General features: G+C 41.2%; 14 protein-coding genes. 13 read left to right on the top strand and 1 reads right to left on the bottom strand.

All coding sequences use genetic code 11. The annotated features are described in order from the left end of the window. The first annotated feature begins 268 nt into the window (after positions 1 to 268). The 6 genes from CEF13_RS23750 (at position 269) to CEF13_RS23730 (ending at position 7,952) form a co-directional block, all read left to right on the top strand. Positions 269 to 1,333, top strand: a complete 1,065-nt coding sequence (locus CEF13_RS23750; RefSeq protein ID WP_244917116.1) for a DUF5054 domain-containing protein — start codon at positions 269 to 271, stop codon at positions 1,331 to 1,333. Further along, entirely contained in the window at positions 1,305 to 1,763 is a 459-nt protein-coding gene (locus CEF13_RS29385; RefSeq protein ID WP_243864745.1) for a hypothetical protein, read from the top strand. Before CEF13_RS23750 ends, CEF13_RS29385 begins: the two co-directional genes overlap by 29 nt. Positions 1,764 to 1,778: 15 nt before the next feature. Next, positions 1,779 to 3,053, top strand: a complete 1,275-nt coding sequence (locus tag CEF13_RS23745; RefSeq protein WP_102714594.1) for a Gfo/Idh/MocA family protein — start codon at positions 1,779 to 1,781, stop codon at positions 3,051 to 3,053. A 99-nt stretch (positions 3,054 to 3,152) separates the two neighbouring features. Continuing rightward, the gene (locus CEF13_RS23740) at positions 3,153 to 4,925 is read left to right on the top strand and encodes a glycoside hydrolase family 35 protein (RefSeq protein ID WP_102714592.1); all 1,773 of its coding nucleotides are present in this window, start codon (positions 3,153 to 3,155) and stop codon (positions 4,923 to 4,925) included. 157 nt (positions 4,926 to 5,082) lie between these two features. Next, positions 5,083 to 7,014 carry a DUF8034 domain-containing protein gene (locus CEF13_RS23735; protein ID WP_102714590.1) on the top strand — a complete coding sequence of 644 codons (1,932 nt, stop codon included), beginning with the start codon at positions 5,083 to 5,085 and terminating at the stop codon, positions 7,012 to 7,014. A gap of 35 nt (positions 7,015 to 7,049) precedes the next feature. After that, on the top strand, positions 7,050 to 7,952 hold the full coding sequence (locus CEF13_RS23730; RefSeq protein ID WP_102714588.1) for an aldo/keto reductase: 903 nt from the start codon (positions 7,050 to 7,052) through the stop codon (positions 7,950 to 7,952). Between the two features lie 91 nt (positions 7,953 to 8,043). On the opposite strand, the gene CEF13_RS23725 is transcribed toward CEF13_RS23730, so the two are convergent. Next, on the bottom strand, positions 8,044 to 10,398 hold the full coding sequence (locus CEF13_RS23725) for an AraC family transcriptional regulator (RefSeq protein ID WP_102714586.1): 2,355 nt from the start codon (positions 10,396 to 10,398) through the stop codon (positions 8,044 to 8,046). Between the two features lie 260 nt (positions 10,399 to 10,658). On the opposite strand from CEF13_RS23725, the gene CEF13_RS23720 reads away from it, so the two are divergent. The 7 genes from CEF13_RS23720 to CEF13_RS23690 all read left to right on the top strand — a co-directional run bounded on the left by CEF13_RS23720 (position 10,659) and on the right by CEF13_RS23690 (position 22,845). Further along, positions 10,659 to 11,636, top strand: a complete 978-nt coding sequence (locus tag CEF13_RS23720) for an ABC transporter permease (protein ID WP_243864746.1) — start codon at positions 10,659 to 10,661, stop codon at positions 11,634 to 11,636. Between the two features lie 18 nt (positions 11,637 to 11,654). Then, positions 11,655 to 12,536, top strand: coding sequence for a carbohydrate ABC transporter permease (locus CEF13_RS23715; protein WP_102714584.1), 882 nt, complete (start codon positions 11,655 to 11,657; stop codon positions 12,534 to 12,536). Between the two features lie 86 nt (positions 12,537 to 12,622). Continuing rightward, positions 12,623 to 14,179: an ABC transporter substrate-binding protein gene (locus tag CEF13_RS23710; protein ID WP_102714582.1), complete on the top strand. Its 1,557-nt coding sequence runs from the start codon at positions 12,623 to 12,625 to the stop codon at positions 14,177 to 14,179. Positions 14,180 to 14,281: 102 nt separating this feature from the next. Further along, positions 14,282 to 15,559 carry a Gfo/Idh/MocA family protein gene (locus tag CEF13_RS23705; protein WP_102714580.1) on the top strand — a complete coding sequence of 426 codons (1,278 nt, stop codon included), beginning with the start codon at positions 14,282 to 14,284 and terminating at the stop codon, positions 15,557 to 15,559. A 23-nt stretch (positions 15,560 to 15,582) separates the two neighbouring features. After that, positions 15,583 to 15,900 (top strand): L-rhamnose mutarotase, encoded by a 318-nt coding sequence (locus tag CEF13_RS23700; protein ID WP_166742904.1) that lies wholly within the window; start codon positions 15,583 to 15,585, stop codon positions 15,898 to 15,900. 5 nt (positions 15,901 to 15,905) lie between these two features. Next, on the top strand, positions 15,906 to 17,507 hold the full coding sequence (locus tag CEF13_RS23695) for a glycoside hydrolase family 43 protein (RefSeq protein ID WP_166742905.1): 1,602 nt from the start codon (positions 15,906 to 15,908) through the stop codon (positions 17,505 to 17,507). 295 nt (positions 17,508 to 17,802) lie between these two features. Next, a complete protein-coding gene (locus tag CEF13_RS23690; RefSeq protein ID WP_102714574.1) occupies positions 17,803 to 22,845 on the top strand; it encodes an S-layer homology domain-containing protein in 5,043 nt (1,680 codons plus the stop codon). The last annotated feature ends 113 nt before the right edge of the window (positions 22,846 to 22,958 follow it).

The raw sequence follows: 22,958 nt of genomic DNA, 5'->3' as shown, positions 1-22,958 counted from the left end.
ATTTTCTTTACTTTTTGGAGAAATGTTATCTTTTTATTGTTTTCAAGGTGATTGAATCTAGTTAAGCTGACAATATCGAAAAGAGAGGGAACAACGACTATGTGTGTGCAGAATTCGAATTCGCGGGGATTGCCCTCATTGTAATGAAACTATGGAATTGAAAACGGTCGGTGTAAATTAGAATCATCTTGAGAGGTGTTATTATATAAGCTCTTATAAAAAAATCCATGTTATTTTCAAAACTCATTTGGATATTGGGTTCACCGATTTGGCGAAGATTGGAGAGGAAAAGTATTTTAAACACTATATTCCGCAAGCGATTCAATTGGCAAAACAGTTAAGGCAGCAAGGTGGGACAGCGCAATTCGTCTGGACAACGGGATCGTGGTTAATTGATGAGTATCTCAAGCAAGCTTCCGAGACAGAGAAGCAAGAAATGGAGGAAGCCATTGATAATGGAAGCATGACATGGCATGGACTGCCTTTCACTACTCATACGGAGCTTATGGATCCAGCTTTATTGGAATATGGGTTGTCGATTAGTAAAAAGCTAAATGCTCAATATGGAAAAAATATTATTACCGCCAAAATGACCGATGTCCCAGGGCATACGATCGCCACGATCCCTCATTTGTCAAAATATGGTATTAAATACTTGCATTTGGGCGTGAATCCATCATCCAAAGTGCCTAATGTGCCCGATATTTTTATTTGGAGAAATAAAGATGGATCAGAAGTTATCGTTAGCTATGCAAAAAATTACGGAAATGTTGTGGAAATTGATGGATTTGAAGAAGCGATGGTGTTTGCTCATACTGGCGATAATTTGGGACCACCTTCAGCCGCCGAAATTGAAGCAGAGTTTACGCGGCTTGCCAATCAATTTCCCGGAGCGACAATAGTGGCTTCCACGATGGATGAATTTGCTGAAAAGTTGATCACTTTGAAAGAAATATTTCCTGTCGTTCATGAAGAGATAGGTGATACTTGGATTCATGGCGCAGCTTCAGATCCCTTGAAAATATCACAATACCGAGAATTATTAAGACTTCGAGATAAGTGGATGGCAGAAGGAAGATTTTACGCAGACAGTATAGAATATGTTGAATTTTGCAGTCAACTTTTATTAATTCCGGAGCATACATGGGGAATGGATGAGAAGAAGTTTTTGGCTGACTTCAAAAACTATTCAATACAGGATTTCCAAGCAGCAAGACGGGAAGATAGCGTTTCACAAGATGCTATTTATGACAATTATCGTTACTTGCGACCGTTCGTAATGAATGGTACTTCTTTGGATTTACTTGAATCATCTGCAACATATTCACATTGACTACAAATTCTATAAAAACGAACAGAAAGTCGATGTTGATATAAGCTGGTTCAATAAACAAGCAAATCGGTTGCCGGAAGCAAGCTGGTTTTCATTTGGCTTAAAAGTCGATAATCCGAACTTATGGAAGATGGATAAGCTAGGGCAGCTGCTGTCTCCACTTGAGGTTGTAAAGAACGGGAATCGTAATTTACATGCTGTCAATTCAGGTGTTTACTATGATGGAAGTGATGGGAAAATTCATATAGAAACATTGGATGCTCCTGTAGTTTCCCCTGGTGAGAAGAGGTTACTGCAATTCGATAATAACTTTGCCCCTTTGAACGGCGGCATGCACTTTAATTTGCACAACAATATTTGGGGTACCAACTTCCCAATGCGGTTTGAAGAAAATGCCAAATTTAGATTTTCTATTAAAATAAATCAATAAAGGGGACAGGATGTTATGAAGAAAATTACTGCAGCATTAATCGGAGCTGGACAAAGAGGCGCGGGCGCATATGCACCTTATGCCCTGCAGCATCCAGAAGACATTCAATTCGTTGCCGTTGCTGATAGCGATCCTAACAGAAGGGAACGATTCCAACAAGCACATGGTGTTCTGACTGAGAACTGTTATTCAAGCTGGGAAGATCTACTTGCTGGGCCAAAGCTAGCCGATGCTATTCTCATTTGTACACAGGATAAGATGCATTATGAGCCTGCGCTGAAAGCATTAGAGAAAGGGTACCATGTGCTAATGGAAAAGCCGATGTCACCCGATCCGCGAGAATGTATCGTTATGGGAGAATACGCTAAGAAGTATAATCGAGTGTTTTCGATTTGTCATGTGCTTAGGTATACGGACTTTTTTGCAACGATCAAAAAGATTATTACGGATGGTAAAATTGGCAAACTTATTTCGATTCAACATACGGAAAATGTCGAGCATCGTCATCAAGCGCATAGCTTTGTACGAGGAAACTGGAGGGATTCAGAAGTTTCAAGTCCAATGATTCTTGCCAAAAGCTGCCACGATATGGATATTTTACAGTGGCTTGTAGATGCAGATTGTACTAAAGTTTCATCCTTTGGTTCATTAACCCATTTCCGTAAGGAAAGTGCGCCAAAAGGTGCCCCTATGTATTGTTTGGACGGCTGTCCCATACAGGACACCTGCCCTTATTATGCACCTAAAATGTATATTGAACGAGATGACTGGGTAGGTGAAGTGCTTCGCTCTGTTGTCAGCAATGACACGAGTGACGATGGTGTGCTTCAATCCCTTGAGAAAGGTCCTTATGGAAGATGCGTGTATCATTGCGATAACAATGTGGTTGATCATCAAGTGGTCAACATAGAATTCGCCAATGAAGTGACTGTTGCGTTCACGATGAGTGCCTTTACTTATGAGGGCGGGCGGTCAGTGAAGCTGATGGGGACTCAAGGTCAAATAAGAGGTGATATGGACAAAAACGTTATTGAAGTAACGAACTTCGTTACTAGAATAACAGAGACAATCAATCTGGATACGGACTTGGCAGGGCATGGCGGCGGAGATACAGGCATAATGCGAGATTTTGTCCGGCTTGTACGGAGCGATGGGAAAGAAGAAGGGCTTACAAGTGCAGATATTTCTGTAAAAAGTCATCTGATTGCTTTCGCTGCCGAAAAATCGCGTCTGGAAAGCCAAGTGATTGTTATGGCTGACTATATCAATGAATTAAAAAACGATAAATAAATAAAAAATACTAATAATTAGAAAGCGAGTTTTTAGGCGCATTAGAATTAGACTCTTGGTGCCGTGAAAGCTCTCTTCCAATTTCAAAGGAACTTAACAATGTCTATATTTAGAATAGATGGAAAACAATTCGTGTATAACGGAAAGCCTATTCGTATTTTATCTGGAGCAATCCATTACTTTCGCGTCGTGCCTGAATATTGGGAGGACCGCTTAGTAAAATTAAAAGCTTGCGGTTTGAATACGGTGGAAATTTACGTTCCATGGAATTTTCATGAACCTGTTGAAGGGGAATTTAACTTCGAGTATATGGCGGATATTATACAATTCATTCAGTTGGCGGATAAGCAAGGCTTGTTCGTAATCGTGCGCCCGAGCCCATATATTTGCGGGGAATGGGAATTCGGAGGATTGCCAGCATGGCTACTGAAAGAAGATCATATGCGATTGCGCTGCAGTCATCCTACCTATTTGGCTAAAATCGATGCGTATTACGATGTATTAATCCCTAAATTTTTACCGTATTTATGTACAAACGGCGGACCAATTATTGCGATGCAAATCGAGAATGAGTACGGAAGCTACGGTAACGATAGATCCTACATGGAGCATTTGAAAAATGCCATGATTAACCGCGGGGTAGACGTTCTCTTATTCACATCAGATGGTTATACAGACAGCAACCTGCAAGGGGGGACACTGCTTCCAGATGTTCTAGCTACCGTTAACTTTGGTTCACGGTCGGATGAAGCGTTCGGAAAGCTGCTGGAGTATCAACCGAATAAGCCGCTTGTTTGTATGGAATTTTGGAATGGTTGGTTTGATCATTGGGCAAAAGAGCATCATGTTCGAGCGCCAGAAGATGCGGCGGACGTTCTGGATCAAATGCTGAAAGCTGGCGCATCCGTTAATTTTTATATGTTCCATGGTGGGACAAATTTCGGATTTTATAATGGAGCGAACGATCTAGAAATATACGGATCAACGGTGACCAGTTATGATTACGATGCTTTGTTGAATGAATCTGGTGACATCACGGAAAAGTACATGGCAGTTCGTGAAGTGATTGCGAAGTATGCCGAAGTAGAGAAAATTACATTACCTACCGCTATTGCTAAGAAGCATTTTGGAGAAGTACGCTTGGGGGAACAAGCATGTTTGTTTGATTCTCTCTCTCAGTTGACTACGCCAATCCAAAGCCCTTATCCGGAGGCGATGGAAAGATTCGGGCAGGATTACGGTTTTATTTTGTACACTACTCGCGTTAAAGGACCTGTATCCCAAGTGAAATTAGCCATTCAAGAAGTAAGAGACCGCGCGCTCGTCTTTCTGGATGGGGTTTTTCAAGGCATCGTTGAACGCAAAACGCATAATATAGGACCGGATATATCAGATGGAGATATCGTGCTGGATATTTCAACTGAAGGTGCGGTATTAAGCATACTCGTGGAAAATCAGGGGCGAATCAATTACGGGTTTAAATTAAAGGATCCCAAAGGAATAACAGAAGGCGTTCGCCTTGGTTTGCAATTCCTCTATGACTGGACTATTCATACGCTCCCGTTAAATGATTTAGCGAAGCTCGTATTTAAGGAACAACTTCTCAACGAATCATTTACGCCTACCTTCTATAAAGGAAAATTTCAGGTAGAAGAAATTGGCGATACATTTTTGAAATTGGAAGGCTGGACAAAAGGAGTCGCCTACGTTAACGGATTCAATCTCGGGCGATATTGGGAGATCGGACCGCAAAAAACATTATATATACCAGCTCCACTATTACACGAGGGAGAAAATGAGCTCATTATCTTCGAACTGCAAGGGACGAAAGATCCGAAAGTGATCCTTCAGGATTTCGCCGAACTAGCATAATACAAGCTTTTATTAAAATTTAGAGAAAAAACAAATAAAAGAAGTCGTTATTGTACTTATTTTAGAGAATCGTTGTTATTCATTGTTCTCAATTACACGGGAACTTGTTAAGGTTTTTATGAGAAGAATTAATGAATGCAAGAGGGGAAGAGACATAATGAATTCGAATCAGCTTGATAGAAAGCCTGTCCAAATAAAATCATCTGAGCAAGTGGCACCCCCGCAATGGGCGTTGCAGCAGCAGCAGTTGTTTCGAACTCTTAATCAAGCGGCGCAAGAATTCATTGCACGTTACACACATGCAGATGGCACTTTAATTTGGCGCAGTGATTGGCCAGGTATGGATGGTTCAGATGATCCCTATGAAGGTTTTATGAATTTGGCACTTCTGTATGTTCTAGGCGGAAGTGCTGAATTACATGAGCAATCACGCAAAATATGGGAAGGTATCACTTGGCAATGGACGGAATATGGGCAAATTCATCGAGAGTTTGATCGTTATTATGATTGGATGCATCATGGCGAAGGCTATCTGTATTTGTATTTCCTCGGTTTAGCGGGGCCTGCAACGCCTAAAGATCGCCAGCGTGCTGTGCGTTTTGCCAATATGTACACAGGCGACGATCCAGAAGCTCAAAACTATGATAAAGATAAGAAGCTGATCCGCTCTCCGTTAACGGGTAGTTTAGGTCCGAGGTTTCAGGTAACGGAGGAGGATTGGAGTACGCATCGAGGTATTTTAGACGATTATTTGGCTCCATTCGAAGATATTACAGGTGTAGATTTCGCGAGCGGAAAGTGTCCCTGGTCGGATGATGAAACCTATCAGCAGATTATTCAAAAGATGAACGAGCGCATGAATCGTGGTGATGTTCCACTGAATTTGAATGCGACAAGCCTGCTCGCACACGCGTTTTTACATACGGGAGAGGAACGGTTTCGCGATATTGCGATTACGTATTTAAGTGCTTGGGAGGAAAGAACGCGGGAAAATGGTGGCATCATCCCTGACAATATTGGCTTGTCTGGCGAAATCGGACAATATAATGACGGAAAATGGTGGGGCGGGTATTATGGCTGGCGTTGGCCGCATGGTTTCCTAACGATTATCGAGCCGATAACGAATGCTTGTATGAACGCCGTCTTGCTTACTGGGGATATGAAGAAGTTGCAGCTAGCTAGGGAGCAGTTGGATCGAAATTGGGAGCTGCGTCAATTTCAGGAGGATAAATGGGTCGTTCCGAACAAGCATTTCGATAGCGGCTGGACAGATTATCGTGAAGCCACTCCACATTATCCGGTATTTCTGTGGTTCATGTCGATGGCGGATGAAGATCTTGAACGTGTAGAGCGCATCCCGAAAAATCACGATTGGAACGAGGTCATTGTCCCAAGGATGTCAGGCACCGACAAGAAAACGGGACGGAATACGAAGCATTATATTGGTAATATGCAGCCCTGGTATCAATATATTCGCGGACTTAATCCGGATTATCCGCAGCAAATTTTATCCGCAAACTATGAGCTTATTGGCAATCAGCTTGCCAAAATGCGTTCAGCAGAAGGCGATCCGCATAACTGGTCGCAGCAGTACAGCGAGGGTGACTTCTCTAGCATACATGCATGGCAAGAAATGTGTCCGCTTTATTTCGAAGGACTTGTGCAGTTAACTTTAGGGGCTCCGATGCACAATTCTCACGGTGGATTGCAGCATGGTCGCGTACGGTATTTCGACGTTGGAGCCAAACGACCAGGATTGCCTTCTGGCATCTCCGCTTTGGTGGAGATGCTGACAGCGGATTCGGTAACTCTTCATCTGGTTAATACCAGTTTATTCGATGATCAGGAAATGATCGTTCAAGCAGGAATGTTTGGTGAACATCGATTTCTGCAAGTAGAGATTATGAATCAAAAGGGTGAAGTAATGGACTCTGTAACTGTAGGGGATAGATACCTTCAGATTTTAATGCCAGCGGGAACGGGCATTACTTTGCAAGCTTCGATGGAACGATATGTTCATGCGCCAATCTATGATATGCCTTGGCAAGAGGATCATAAGCCAATGTTGATGCAAGGACGAGTAAAATAAGGCAACTGAAATAAAGATGAAGAGGGGACTATGACATGCAATTTACAACGTTCGGTAATATGGGGCTAAAAGTTTCCAAGCTAGGCTTAGGTGGTGCGCCTCTTGGAGGAGTATATGGTCAAACGGATGAGGCGGAAGTAGAGCGGTTAATTCATGAAGCATTGGATTCGGAAATTAATCTAATCGATACTGCGCCTATTTACGGTGACGGGGAATCAGAGCGAAGAATCGGAAAAGCGTTAGCCGGAGGGCGACGGAACCAAGTCATTCTAGCTTCGAAGGCCGTTCGTTCCGATCGCCAATACGATTATACAAGCACGATTCGGTCTGTAGAAGATAGTTTGCAACGGTTGCAAACGGATTGGATCGATTTACTACAAATTCATGATGTGGAATATCAACCTTGGGAAATGATCATCGAAGAGACGATTCCGGCGCTTCAAAAGCTAAAACAAGACGGGAAAATTCGCTACCTCGGCGTGACGACGCGAAATCTACCGCTTTTGCTGCAGTATATGAAAACTGGATTATTCGATAGTATCCAATTTTATGCCAGGTACATGCTTATTGACCATACGGCCAAAGACGAAGTGTTGCCACTAGCTAAAGAAATGGGTATCGGCGTAATGAACGGTAGCGTACTTGGTATGGGCGTTCTTGCAGATGCACCGGCTCACTTTTTGGAAGAGGAAAGCATGTTAGATGTTGAGCGGAGATTGGAAATGATACGGTTCTTGCGAAAGCCAGAGCCTAAAGGATTGATAGAACCCGCTATGCGTTTTAGCTTAAGCAATCCAGATATTCATGTGACCTTAATGGGGACCTCATCTTTGATCTCTTTGAGGAAAAACCTAGCTTATTGCGATGGGGTTAGTTTTAACGAAGAACATAAACAGGAACTGTACCGTCTATTCGATAAACAAAAGCTTTTCGTTTAATCCATACCATATTTTGGTTTGAAAGCTCTGAGATTTATGAAATACATCAATAACTTAAAGGCAACGAGATCATACTCGTTGCCTTTTTCATTTACTTAATCTTTTCGGATAATCGGTATTCCGTCAGTGACATGCCACAATGTTTTTTAAATATCGTATAGAAATAATTAGTTTCTTCAAATCCGCATTTGTCCAATATATCTTTCGTAGATAAATTACTGCTATCTAGTAAATGTTTAACATGAAACATGCGAACATTCGTAATGTACTCGGAAACGGATTTGTCGGTCATCTCTTTGAATTGTTTCCCCAAGTAGTTACTCGACATTTGCAGTTCATCGGCAATTGATCTTAAGCTTAGGTTTTTGTCTTGGTATTGTTCTTCAATCATTTTGATAACTCGAGCGGAGATGACGTTGTGCTTATTTTGTTTATTATGGTCCATCGTGTTGACGATTTCCGCAAATATATTAGCCATTGATTCCCGAATATCATCCTTCGTTTCAAATAGTTCGATATTCGTCGAGAAACTCTGAATTGCGTTAATCAGTCTAGGATTACTATTATTAATAATGTTTATGAAAGTACTGCGGATCATAAACATGAGGTGCATCATTGAGGAAAGCATATTTTCATAAGTAGCCCCAGAATAGTTCTGGAAAAACTCATCATAGGCTTTCAGCGCTTTATCTTGTTGTCCCAGTTTTAGACAATCAAGCAGTAACTTCACTTTCCCTTCTGGATAAGTGGGGGGTTCCTGTGCGATTGTATTCATGAAAGATGGTGACAAGATGCATCCGTGTCCTACCATCATACGATACAGAGATAGTGAATAGAGTTCCGAATACGACTGGAATAGCAGTTCGTTGGGAGCGATCGGTGAGCTGATCGCGGCAGACAGCGAAAACTTCAAGTATTCAGACACTGCAATTTGAATGGTTTTCGTCAATTTGAAAAAGGCTTCCTCAACGTTTTCTTCTAATGGTTGTTCTTTTAATTCCGCAAGCAACACAATCTTATCCGAATCTAATTCAATGACTTCGTTGTCATATTTCGTCGATGCAATTTGGCTAATGATATTAGCGATTGCAAATTTCAATAAAGCGCGATCTCTTTCATTGTAAGCTTCCAAAAACGATTGATAATGATCCAAACGGAATAAAACAAGCTGGAGAGGTTCGTTCAAATTCACATTTGAGCCATATTCTTTTTGCTTGCTTAGCAAATCTTTGGTGCTTAAAAAAGTAGTACCTTGAAGAATATCCTTTAGCCAACTGTTTTTTAGGGTGTGATGATGATTTCTTTGTTTCTGCTCGAGTTCCTCGGTTTTCATTATCATTTCGCTAAATGCGTCATGCAAAAAATGAATATCCACCGAAGAAGGGTCTTTGCTATAAGGCGCTTTTAACTTCTGGCGCACAGTGTTCATCAACTTGCCAACGGGGGCATAAATAGATCTCGACATAATAAACGAAGAGAGCAACCCCAACAATAAAACGACAATGCAGATGATCAAGGTAGAAAATTTAATAGAATTAACAGGACCCATAAACGAATTGTATGATGTTAGACTAATAAATTTCCAGTTAGGATTTTCGGAAGAAACAAAATTTACATTATAAAGCTCGTTATCTATTTTAGTTTTGAAATTGCCTGTTGGAGTTTGGAAATCTAAAACTTTCTTGATGTATTCCGTGCTCAGCAAATTTTTAGAAAACAAGTTTTTATTGGTGTCACTTACAATTAAACCATCCGAATCGATAACCGTAATTCTATTGCCAGATGTTTCTGATTTGGCATTCAACGAAGTAATAATATTACTTAGATGACTTGCTTTGATGTTGACTACAACAGCTTTATCTGGATGCTTGTCTGAGTCATTCCAATAAGGAACGATGTAAGTATAAACATTCGTATGCTGCGATTCGTCATTCACATTATAACCAATAGGTATTGTTCGAGCTATTGGCATAGAAGAAGGCGAGACCATATCCATATTTTTCATTAGGCTAATAATATTTTGATCGTAGAAATCGCTTGCATTATAAAATCGACTAGTTTCAGTAGAAGTAATCCGATCTAGCGTGAGATTGATCGTGTAAACTGAAAAAACATAATCTTGAAGTAAAGTAAGGTTGTTAAGATTTCGAAACGCATCACCTAGCAAGTACATATCATCTTCTTTTTTGTATAGAAGTATAGACGTATATGGACTAAGGATGAGGGAATCCAAAAACCGTTTAGATATATTCTCCATATAATTAGCGCTATAGCTAATTTGAGATAGCTTTGATGAATCCATACGATTGATAAGTTTCAGGGAAGCTGATGAGTAATTTTGGTATAACAGAAGGCTCAACCCCAATATAAGAACGGTCAACATAATGGTTAATGAAATCAGTAATTTGGCAAACAAACTATTATGAGGCTTAAAGGGGAAAATCATATACACATGTCTCCTGTAATCTCTAGTATATTTCAATCGATCGTACCAATTAATTATAGATATCTAACGTTATTTTTGCTAGAGAAACTCAACATTTTATAGAGAGAGTTATTTTTTTGAGAGCCAGAACGACTAAAATTGGTGGCGAGATTGCATTTTATAGTGTTTATATGGAGGGTACTATTGTACAGTGAAATTGCGTCCAAGAGCAACTAGAATAAGAAAATTGGGGTTTATGAGAGAGGAGAATTAAAACAGAGATGAATAAAGGATCTCGGGTAGAAGTTAGCAGTCATTCTCGTATTGGGAAAAAAATCAAGTCTGTTTTGCCATCGAGGAACGAATGGAAATCCCAACGAGCATTTTATACGATGATGATTCCAGGAATAGTTTTATTGTTTGTTTTTAACTATATTCCAATGTTCGGGGTTATTTTGGCATTCAAAGATTTTAATTTATCAAAAGGCATACTGGGGAGCGATTGGGCAGGGTTTAAAAATTTTGAGTTTTTCTTTAGTTCCCAAGATGCTGTTCGGATTACGTTTAATACGATTTATTACAACGGTATCTTTATTGTAAGCGGATTACTTATTGCTATAATTTTTTCACTTTTACTTAATGATATAAAAAATCGTCATCTATCGGGATTTTATAAAAGCGCTATGTTCCTTCCCTTTCTTATGTCGTGGGTAGTTGCAGGCTATATATCTTATGCATTGTTTAACGTTGATCTTGGAATTATTAATCAATTCTTAAATGCATTAGGTTTTAACTCCGTGAATTGGTACTCGGATGCAGAGAAGTGGAGATACATCCTTCCAATTGCTAACTTATGGAAAACTGTTGGATATCTGAGTGTTATCTTTATCGCTGGATTAGCAGGAATCGATCATTCGTATTACGAAGCGGCTGAAATGGAAGGTGCCGGGAAAATTCGTCAAGCACTGAGTATTTCCATTCCTATGTTAACGCCGATTATCGTGACGTTATTCTTGCTACAGCTTGGCAAAATATTTTATGCTGATTTCGGTCTGTTTTACAATTTGCCCAGAGAAAGTGGCTTATTGTTCAGTACGACCGATGTTATTGATACCTATGTTTTTCGTGCTCTTAGAACAATGGGAGATATCGGAATGTCTTCAGCGATTGGGTTATATCAATCTGTAGTTGGTTTTACTCTTGTCGTTTTATCCAATTGGATCGTTCGCAAGTTCAATAATGAAAACGCATTGTTCTAAAAGGGGAGGAGGTACATCATGATAAAGAAAAGTAGCAACATTTTTTCAGGTCAAATAATAAGTAACATTATTCTAGCCGTTTTCAGTCTCTTTTGTATATTGCCATTGGTGCTCGTGTTTTCGATTTCTTTATCAGATGAGAGATCGATTGCTAGCTCAGGGTATAGCCTCATTCCAGAAAATTTCACTTGGTTCGCCTATGAGTACGTTATGAACTCAGCTGACAGTCTATTTAGAGCTTACGGTGTGACCATATTCGTAACTGTCGTTGGTACAGTGCTTAGTGTAATAGTAACTGCTTTACTCTCTTATCCATTATCACGCAGCGAATTACGTTTTCGTCGACCGGTTCTGTTCTACGTCTTTTTCACGATGTTGTTTAATGGTGGTTTGGTGCCTTGGTACATTCTGATCACACAGTATCTACACATGAAAGACCAGATTTTCGTACTGATCGTGCCGTACTTAGTTTCTGCATGGAATGTGCTCTTAATGCGAAATTTCTTCCGTACTATTCCAGAATCTATTATGGAATCCGCTCGAATTGATGGGGCTGGGGAATGGCGTATTTTTTTCAAAATCGTATCGCCATTATCGTTGCCTTCTTTTGCAACGATTGCATTGCTTAACTCGATAGCTTATTGGAATGATTGGTGGCTTGGTTTGCTGTTTATTGAAAATCGCAATTTGTTCCCGCTTCAGCTCTTACTTCAATCCGTCTTATCTAATCTTGATGCACTTGCAGCATTCTCGGCAGCTCGCAATATTGTCGTAGAACTACCTGGAGAAACAGCAAGAATGGCGTTATGTATATTGGCGATTGGACCGATTATAATTGCTTATCCGTTCCTTCAGCGTTACTTTGTCAAAGGCTTAAGTGTAGGTGCCGTTAAGGAATAAAGTAAACGGTACGTTAGGTTCGGTGATATTGCAGATTATCTGCATTCACATATAGGCTTCATCAATAAAGAGGAGGGTTTTTCAACATGAAAAAAAGAAGATCAATTCGTTCCAAATGGGTATCGCTAGCATTGGTGGGCGCGTTTTCCATCACTGCACTATTATCTGGATGCGGGGCAGATAAACAGAATACGCCATCTCCCACATCCGATCCAAACGCAGCAACATCTGAATCACCTGATTCGCTAGCTCCAGTTGAGCTGAGTTACTATTATGTCGCACCGCCGCAAAAGAACCAACAGGCAATAGAAGATGCGCTGAACGTAATTACAAAGGAAAAAATTAATGCAACTGTCAAATTAAATGCACTTGATTTCGGTAACTATGAACAAAAAATGACAGTTATGATCGCTTCTGGTGAAAAATTCGACCTTGCTTTTACTGCATCTTGGTTTAACAACTATTTTGCTAATGCAGCCAAAGGAGCATTCCTTCCGCTAGACGATCTGATGGATCAGTATGCACCACTTACGAAATCAGGAGTTCCCGCAAAAATATGGGAAGCGGCTAGAGTAAACGGTAATATTTACGGTGTTATTAACTATCAAACAATGGCAGCTGGTCAAGGGATTTCGGTTCAAAAGGAATTAGCGGATAAGTATAACTTCGATTGGAAATCGGTTACTAAGCAATCTGACCTAGAGGTTTATTTGGAAGCAGTGAAAAACGGGGAACCGAATAAGGTACCTCTAGAATACTCAACAGCATCGGATTTATTTAATCTTAACATGCATGGATTCGATGGCATCGGTGATGCCAAATCACCAGGTGTAATATCTTTGGTAGATTCAGATTTGAAAGTTGTGAATCAATATGAGTCCGAGGAATACAAAGGTTTCATTACAATGCTGCATGATTGGTATGAAAAAGGATATTTGCGTAAAGATGCAGCAACGGTTAAGGATGTTTCCTCTGATCGTAAAGTAGCGAAATACGCGGCAGTAATGCCTGCAGGACTAGATTATGATTCGACGAGCCCTTATGATGCTCAAGGTAAATTGAAGTCAATAACTAGTGTGGAGTGGTATGACAAATTAATTACTAAACCGATCGTAACAACTTCATTAGCGTCAGCAACGCTTACTGCAATTTCCAAAACTTCTGAGAATCCGGAACGTGCAATGATGTTTATCGAGCTATTAAATAGTGATCCAGAGGTTTCAAATTTACTAAACTACGGAATTGAAGATGTTAACTATAAGAAGGTTGGCGAAAACAAGATCGAACAAATCAAAGATAGTGGTTATGATCCGGTAGTTCCATGGGTATTCGGTAACAATATGATCGTTTGGCAAAATCAGAACGAGGAACAGAATATGACCACAGTTTGGGATGAATTGAACAAAACAGCTGATGTGTCGCCAATTTTGGGCTTTACTTTCGACGTTGAACCTGTTAAGTCAGAGATTGCTCAAACCCAAGCAGTAATCGACCAATATTTGGCTGCACTTTCTTCAGGTACAGCAGATCCGGAAAAAGTTCTGCCGGAGTTCGTTGCGAAGCTTAAAACAGCTGGATCTGAGAAGATTATTGCTGAAAAACAAAAGCAATTGGATGCTTGGCGTCAAGTAAACGGCAAATAAATATTTGAATAACGTTTTATAGTTGAGGGAGCTTTCCGAATATTACATTCAAAGCCGGAAAGTTCCCTTTTCTATAGACATTTAAGGAGTGGAAAAAAAGAGATGAGGAAAATTACTGCAGTGCTAATTGGGGCCGGACAAAGAGGCGCGGGAGCGTATGCTCCTTTCGCATTGAAATATCCGGAAGAAATGCAATTTGTTGCTGTTGCGGATACCGATCCAAAGCGGAGAGAGTTATTCCAGCAAGAACATCGTATTTCTAAGGAGAATTGTTATGCAAATTGGGAGGAGCTTCTTGCAGGCCCTAAACTAGCGGATGCTATTCTAATTTGTACGCAAGACAAAATGCATTTCGAACCTACGATTAAGGCATTGGAGAAAGGGTACCACGTTCTATTGGAAAAACCGATGTCACCCGATCCGTTAGAATGCATCATTATGGGAGAATATGCCGAGAAATATAATCGTGTATTTTCGATTTGTCACGTGCTTCGCTATACTGATTTTTTCTCGAAAATCAAAGAAATCATTGCGAGTGGTCAAATCGGCAACCTTATTTCGATACAACATACGGAAAACGTGGAGCATCGGCACCAGGCACATAGCTTTGTCCGAGGAAATTGGCGGGATTCGGAAGTATCAAGCCCGATGATTCTAGCGAAAAGCTGTCACGACATGGATATCATTCAATGGCTGGTGGATTCAGATTGTACTAAAGTCTCTTCATTCGGTGCCTTGACTCATTTCAAAAAAGAGAATGCGCCTGAAGGAGCCCCTAAATACTGTTTGGATGGTTGTCCTGTTCAAGATACATGCCCATATTATGCCCCTAAGACGTATCTGGAGCGGGATGACTGGGTAGGAGAAGTGCTCCGTTCCGTTGTTAGCAATGATACAAGCGACGAGGGTGTTCTTCGTCAATTGAAAGATGGGATTTACGGAAGATGTGTGTACCATTGCGATAATAATGTGGTAGATCATCAAGTAGTTAATATGGAATTTGCCAATGAGGTTACCGTGTCCTTTACGATGAGTGCTTTTACTATGGAAGGCGGTCGATCGATGAAGCTGATGGGCTCACTCGGACAGATTCGGGCGAATACGGACAAGAATGTTATCGAAGTAACAAACTTTAGTACTCGCCAGACGGAGACAATCCAATTAGATAATGATTTGGCAGGACATGGTGGCGGAGATAGCGGTATTATGCATGACTTTGTGCGATTGGTGCAAAGCGATGGTAGAGATAAAGCGCTTACTGGGGCAGACGCTTCTATTAAAAGTCATCTTATTGCATTCGCCGCAGAAAAGTCACGCTTGGAAAGCCGTGTCATCCTGATGCCGGATTATATAGAGGAATTGAAAAAAAACGATAAATAAGTCGAAATCGTGAGGTGGTATCCGTGTCTACGACGCGCACAATCGAATGTAAAATAGCTAAGCTATATGCTGATCAAGTTGAACACTATGAGCAGCTACATAATGAAATTCCCGAGCTGAATAAGAAATATATGCAGGAAGCGGGCATTATTTCATTGCGAATTTTTCGGGACGGATTAAGTTTGTTCATGATTGTAGAATCGGATTCCACATTTGAAGTACAAGGTAGATTCGTCGATCCTGTTGTTGAAAGGCGATGGCAACAGCTCACTGGTGCCTGTTTCTCGGAGATGTGGGTAGATGCAAACGAAATATTCACGTTTACGCGAAGGGAGGATTAAGCAGGATGAACATTATTGAAGAAGCTACCTTAAAGAATCCAGTGCTGCCAGGAGACAATCCTGATCCTTCGATTGTGCGCGTCGGCTCGGACTATTATATGGTAACGTCAACGTTTCAGTTTTTCCCTGGTGTGCAAGTTCTTCACTCTCGGGATTTGGTTCATTGGAAAGCGATCGGTCATGTCATCACTCGTAAGAGTCAACTAGATTTGACTGGAATGCCAGATTCATTCGGTGTATTCGCGCCAGACATCTCTTATTATGATGGGAAATTTTGGGTCGTCGTGCCGTATTATCACGGGCAACCAAGATGTACGAATCTATTATTTACCGCGGACCGTCCAGAAGGACCGTATAGCGAAGCGATAGAGTTGAACCATCATTTTATCGATCCGTCTATCTTCAACGACGATAACGGAAAACGCTACTTGGCATTCGGTGGCGGTTGGGTGCATGAAATGGCGCGGGATGGTTCGCGACTGATCGGAGAAGCGAAGCAAGTATGGCCAGGAACGGGCGGTTCCGCCCCAGAAGCACCTCATCTAGTAAAAAGAAATGGTTGGTACTATCTCATGCTAGCGGAAGGAGGCACTTTCTTCGAGCATAAGGAAACGCTAGCGCGAAGTCGATCGATTTGGGGACCTTACGTACCATGTCCGCACAATCCAGTACTTACTCAGAAGGATCCAGAGAAACGCATTCAAAAAGCGGGTCATGGAAAATTGGTACAGGATGAATCAGGAAATTGGTGGATGTATCATCTCGGCGGTCGTCCTCTTACGCCGGGTGGTTTCTGTCCACTCGGCCGAGAAACGTTCCTACAGCCAGTTCATTGGACAGAAGATGATTGGTTCGTTGTCGGAGACGAGGGAGTTCCGATGGATGAGATTACTATTCCGTACATGGAGAACATGGACGTACCGAACTTCGAATCGGTAGATACATTTTCTGGGCCGGAATTATTACCAGAATGGGAATGGGTACGTCATCCAGTAGATGATGGATTCCGATTGACGCCAGAAGGACTTCAGATTTCCTGTAAACCGTTCATCCCCTATGGTCTTCAATCTACGCTTATCTTAACCCGGCGCTGGAATCATTTCGGCTTCGAAGTGACGACGAAGCTAGTATTTGATTCGAAGAGCCGGGGAGAAGAAGCGGGATTAACTTTGTACCGTGATTCCGACGCATTTCTATTTTTCTCCATACGGAACGGAATCGGGCAAACTGCAGGGCAGACCTTCGATGTGAGTCGCTTACACGAAAACCAGGAGAGCGACGGACTTTACCTGGAGGTTGATTATTACGTTGCTGTCGGCAAAAAAAATCTCGCGCGGGTATTGCTCCCTGCGGAAGCAGCCTCGGCGGTCTGGCTCAAAGCGCAATTACACTCAAAAATGGAAATCTTTACCTTCTCGTATTCTCTAGATGGGGCAACTTATACGGATATCGGAATTGAATTATCTGCGGAATATCTATATCCCGAACGCCATACGCGATTTTTATGCTTTACGGCTCCTCGTGTTGGTGTGTATGCGAAGGGCGTTAGAGGACACGAGGAAGGGTATGCGACATTTGAAACGTTTGATTATAAGGGGTTAACTTAGTACATGTTTACCACATAAAATCAACAAATCAGAGAAAAAGCAACTATTTAGATAAGATCTCTGAGAAATACAGAGATCTTGTTACTTTTTGGACTATTAATTATTTCAGTGCACAGTAGTCTAGAATGGTAGTCGAATTTACAGATTTCAAATGTAAATGAGGGGGGATCTCAATATTTATTATTTTGTAAGCGGTTTTATTAATCCTGTAGCTGCTTGATCAGCTAAGACTTATGCAGAGGCCAAAAACCAGATTTGTAAATGTTTATTTGATGAACGACTGGAGGAAGATGAAATGGTTAAAAAGCATTTAAGCGTTTTGATTGTTCTGAGTATGTTAATTACGACATTTTTAGGCTCGGGAATAAATGTACAGGCTTCAAGCATGACGGAAGGCAAAATACAAGCACAATTTTTTGTTGCACCAACAGGTAGCGACACGAATGATGGGTCATACGACCATCCATTCGCTACGATGCAAGCGGCTAGGGATGCTGTTCGCTTAATTAATAGCGATATGACAGGAGATATTTATGTATTTATAGCTGCTGGTAGCTATTATGTTGACGAGACGATCGCATTCAATGAAAGCGATTCGGGAACAAATGGCTTTGACATTATCTATAGAAATTTAGATGAATTAGGAAGCGTGCAATTTATCGGCGGCAATAAAGTGACATCGGCATGGGAGCCAGTAACCCGTACAGACGCGGATGAAGATTTACCTGCTGTAGCAGCGGGAAGTGTATACAAAACGAATGTGGGAACAGAAGTAAACTTCAATACTCTATATGTGAATGATGCTCGTGCAACGATGGCACGCACGAAAAACAAAAAGGCTGATCCTAGATTTCCAGCTTCGTCCACAGAATATATGAGATCAGCTGGCGGTGGAATATCTTCATTAGTGTATCATGCGGGTGATTTGGATGCGGAATCATTAGCTGGCTTAGAAAATGCACAGACGCGCGGCGACTTAGACGCACAAGTATATATGTGGGACGGGGGATACTGGGATTGGATGACAGATACGATTCCGGTAGCTAGCATTGATGCTTCATCACGTACATTGACCTACAAAACAGTACCGGGAGAACCACATAAATATCGTCCAAAATATGCAACAGGCAATAACGCGAGATACTTTTTACAAGGGAATTTAGGGTTTTTGGATCAACCGGGCGAATATTATTATAACAAAAAAACGGGATATCTTTATTACTATCCGCTAGCTGACTCGGGAAATATAGAAGATCAAAATATCGTCATCCCAGCTGTGGAAAAAATTATAGATATCAAGGGTGCATCTCGTACAAGCATGGTATCACATATTACATTCAGTGGTTTGACATTTAAAGATACGAATTTCCCTGACTATTATGCCTACGGTTGGAACTGGGGAGATGCTGGCGTTGGCTTAGGGTACTACCCACCAGAAGCAGCAGGCAGCACACAACCGTCATATGCCGAACAATCTGAACGAGTAGAGTTTCAGGTTGGCGTCATTACGTTGTCCAACACGAATAACATCACGATATCCAAAACACATATAAAAAATGCGGGCATGTTTGGGATCGAACTTTATTTAGCTAACCAGTATACGACAATTAAAGACAGCCTTATCGAACATACTGGACATGGCGGTGTTAATATTGAAGGAGGTTATCCCGGCACCGGCGGAGATGCAAGCGGAGATGGCTATAGCAGAGATAATACGGTTACCAATTCGATTATTCATGATATCGGTCAGTTAGTCGGTCAAACTGCTGGTGTTACAATCAATAATGCAGGTTATAACACGCTCTCACATCTGGAAATTTACAACACGCCAAGAAGAGGCATATTTATTACAGGCGGTTATAGTCGTAATCCTAACGTTGCCTTTCCGAATGGGGATAAAAATTATAATATTATGACTGATTTATATGCCCATCATAACAATTTCTCATATATCTACTTGCACAATAGTCAACAGGATGGCGGAGATGATGGCGCATTTTTCTCTATGAATTCATATAGAGGTTCAGGTCAATCCAAACCTAACTATATCAATCAGATGGTTATCGACACTGTAGGAGCTAATCCTAGTATGACGGACTTCGCACCAAACGGTATCAATTTGGATGTAGGAGCTTCTGGGTTTGAACTCAGTAATCTGAAAGTCATCAATCCACAAAACTTTAATGTGGAATTGAATACGATCTATCAGTATGGAGACAACATAAAGCTAACGAACACCAATATTGATTATGGTTCTCTTGTAAGCCAAATTGGCAGTTTTGATGATTCTTTAATGGAGTATGATCGAATTGGCGTTACGAAGGATTTCCCAAGCGCCTATTTGCCAGCGGGCCATATTATGAGTGAACCAGATAATATTTATTTCAAAGAAGATTTTGAACATGACATTGATTTTTCGAAATGGTCATATACGGGTACTGCACCAGTGCTGACAACTGAATGGATGTCAGAGGGTGTTCTTGATGGTAAGCAAGGCTTGAAAGTTGATAGCAACAAAGCAGCAGGTGCGAAACCAGTGCTGTACAGAAGCTTTGCGGATGCTCTTAATAAAATCGTTACCGTAAAAATGTTTGACAGACAAAATAAAAATCTAGCTTCTTACGATTCTGGGGTTCAAAATTCCTCAAATGTTAAATCACTGGTAAGAGCAGATGACGGTACTCATATTCTTGGTCTAGGCATAGATGTGGGTGTGGATAGCAACTATTACGTAATGTCTAATGATGGCGCTGTAACAGCATCGGCTGTTCCTCGCACATATGGTTGGCATGAATTGAAATGGGATTATACGAGCGGTACGGACGTGAAGCTGTACATTGACGAGGTATTGGTTTCTACTAATACTACTTTGACCAGTTTCAATAAAATTTCAATCGGTTCTGACGATGGTTTCGGCATTAGTTATTACGACCAGCTGTATATTTATGGTGGGGAAGAAGCATCTGATCCTGGCTCAGTATCCACACCTACTGCACCAGATTATAATTCATCTAATGACAACGTGGTACAGTTGGATGAAAGTTTTGAAGATGGTGTAACACCGGACTTCATTTCTAATAATAGATCGACAATGAGCGTTATTGACGATCCAAACGATCCGAATAATAAAATTTTAGAAAGTATTAATGCAGATGGATCGAATTTCTATGAAATGGGTGCGTTATGGAATAACTATATCTTTAATTTAAAGTGGAAGTTTGGCGGATGGGGCACAGAAGATATACTTGGACAAGCATATGATAATTTCACGATCTATGTAATGGCCGCAGCTATCAATGGAACAACAGCAAATAATCCTGCAGCCTATCAAGTGATCTACAGAAGAAATAAAAATGGAACTACTGGGTTTCCAGCAGGAACTTCATATTTTGAAGTGAATAAGCATACTTCTTCAAGTGATATCTCGCTCGGGAGGAGTGCAGTGCCAGTAGGATTCGTTGCAACGGACTGGCATGATTTTCAAATTCAGACGTACGGCGGTAAAGTTGGGTTTGTTGTAGACGGATCCACATTATTGACTGTAAACGATGGAACGTACACCTATGGGGGGGTAGGTTTTGGGGGAATTAATTCAACGGTTTACATGGACGATTTCAAAATTACTTCAAATCCGACCTACGTAAATTATGGAGCTAATTTCAATTTGGGTAATGCAACATTATCCGGTAATTTTAATCCAAATTGGTATTTGTATGAAGCATCTATCGACGATGTTTTACAGCCGGTCACTTTGGTTAGACCTGAGCCGATATTGGCTGGATCAAGTACAAAGGTGGAGCTCAATGGTGATAATATTACGGAGCAATTTACCGATTATACAACACCAATAGAACTGTCTAACTTAATTTATGGAAGAAACACATTAGTATTATCGGAAATTACGTCAGCAGGCACGAAATCTTATACTATTAATATCGAGAAAACGTATACGATTTCGTCGATTGAAACTATCGATTCTCTGACTACTGAACTAGGAACGGCTCCCGTATTACCTACTTCAGCCGATGTTACTTTTGAGGATGGAAGCAGTAAAACGGTAAGTATTAAATGGGATCATGTGAAGTCAGCACAGTATAAACAGTCCGGAACGTTCACAGTAAGTGGACAATTGGTTGGCGTAAATGAAACAGTTAGTGCAACTGTGAACGTTGTAGGACTCGAGTCTATTGGTGAACTTGAAGCTGTTTTCACAACTGCAGGTACAGCACCAACGTTAGCAGAAACGATTAGCACACAATTTACTGATGGATCTCAAGATTTAGCGTTAACGTTTGCTGAATTCAATCCAGCTATGTACGCCAAGGCAGGTACAATCATTGCGGTTGCAACTATTGACCAGTATCAGGTTGATGTTTTGCAAAAAGTTATCGTGCAATCAGATCCTTCAACATCAGACGACTTGATAGCACCAACTTGGCCGGAAAATGCTGCGGTAACAGCTTCGAAAATCACGAAGAATAGCTTAACTTTGAGCTGGACTGCTGCACTTGATGCTGTCGGTGTGACTGCGTATAAAGTCACTTGGGATAGTGGCAAGGTCATAGTTGATGGAGATGTGAATTTCATTGATATCTCGGGATTGAATGCTGGAACGAAATACACGTTCAAAATCGAGGCGAGTGATGCCGCGGGCAATTGGAGCACAGATGGTCCAGTTGTAAGCGTGAATACCGACGGAAGCGGTTCGTCTGGTGGAGATCCGAGTACGGGTACTCCGGGAGATGGAGGTAATGCTCCAGATCCAGGAGATACAAGCGGGAATGGCGGAGAGCCATCTACTGATATCGTATTAAGAGATGTTTCTGGTCACTGGGCGAAAGCGTCTATCGAAGAAGCGATAAAGCTTGGATTCATTACAGGCTATACAGACGGTACGTTCAGACCAAATGCACAAACGACACGCAGCGAATTTGCGACTATGTTGAGCCGTGCGTTGAAGTTGGAAGGGGAAGGTGAGGAATTAACCTTTGCCGATCTTGATCAGATACCAGCATGGGCTAGACCTTACATTGCTCGTACGACAGCTGCTGGGATTTTACAAGGTTATGAAGATCATTCATTCCGATCGGATCGTAACATTACTCGTGCTGAAATGGCGGTAATGATTGTTCGTGCGTTGGGATACAAGGTTGATTCGAATGCGCAGACAACTTTTGCTGATACCGACACCATTCCCGCGTGGGCAAAACCTTATGTAGCTGCTGCCTATGAAGCAGGTCTCATTAAAGGTCGAGGAAATAACCTCTTCGCACCGAATGAGAACGCGACAAGAGCGGAAGCTGTAACGATGATCTTGGCGTTGCTGAAATACGAATAGATCACAACTGAACACTATCAACACAACTAGGTTAATTACGAGTGGGAGGAAGGTATAATGCCTTCCTCTTATCTTTTTATCAAATGGATTTCTAATAACAGATTTGTAACAGT

It is taken from the genome of Paenibacillus castaneae (assembly GCF_002884445.1).
Classification (GTDB): domain Bacteria; phylum Bacillota; class Bacilli; order Paenibacillales; family Paenibacillaceae; genus Pristimantibacillus; species Pristimantibacillus castaneae.
Note: the sequence above shows the minus strand (reverse complement) of the source record. Positions and strands in the feature narration are given on the sequence as shown.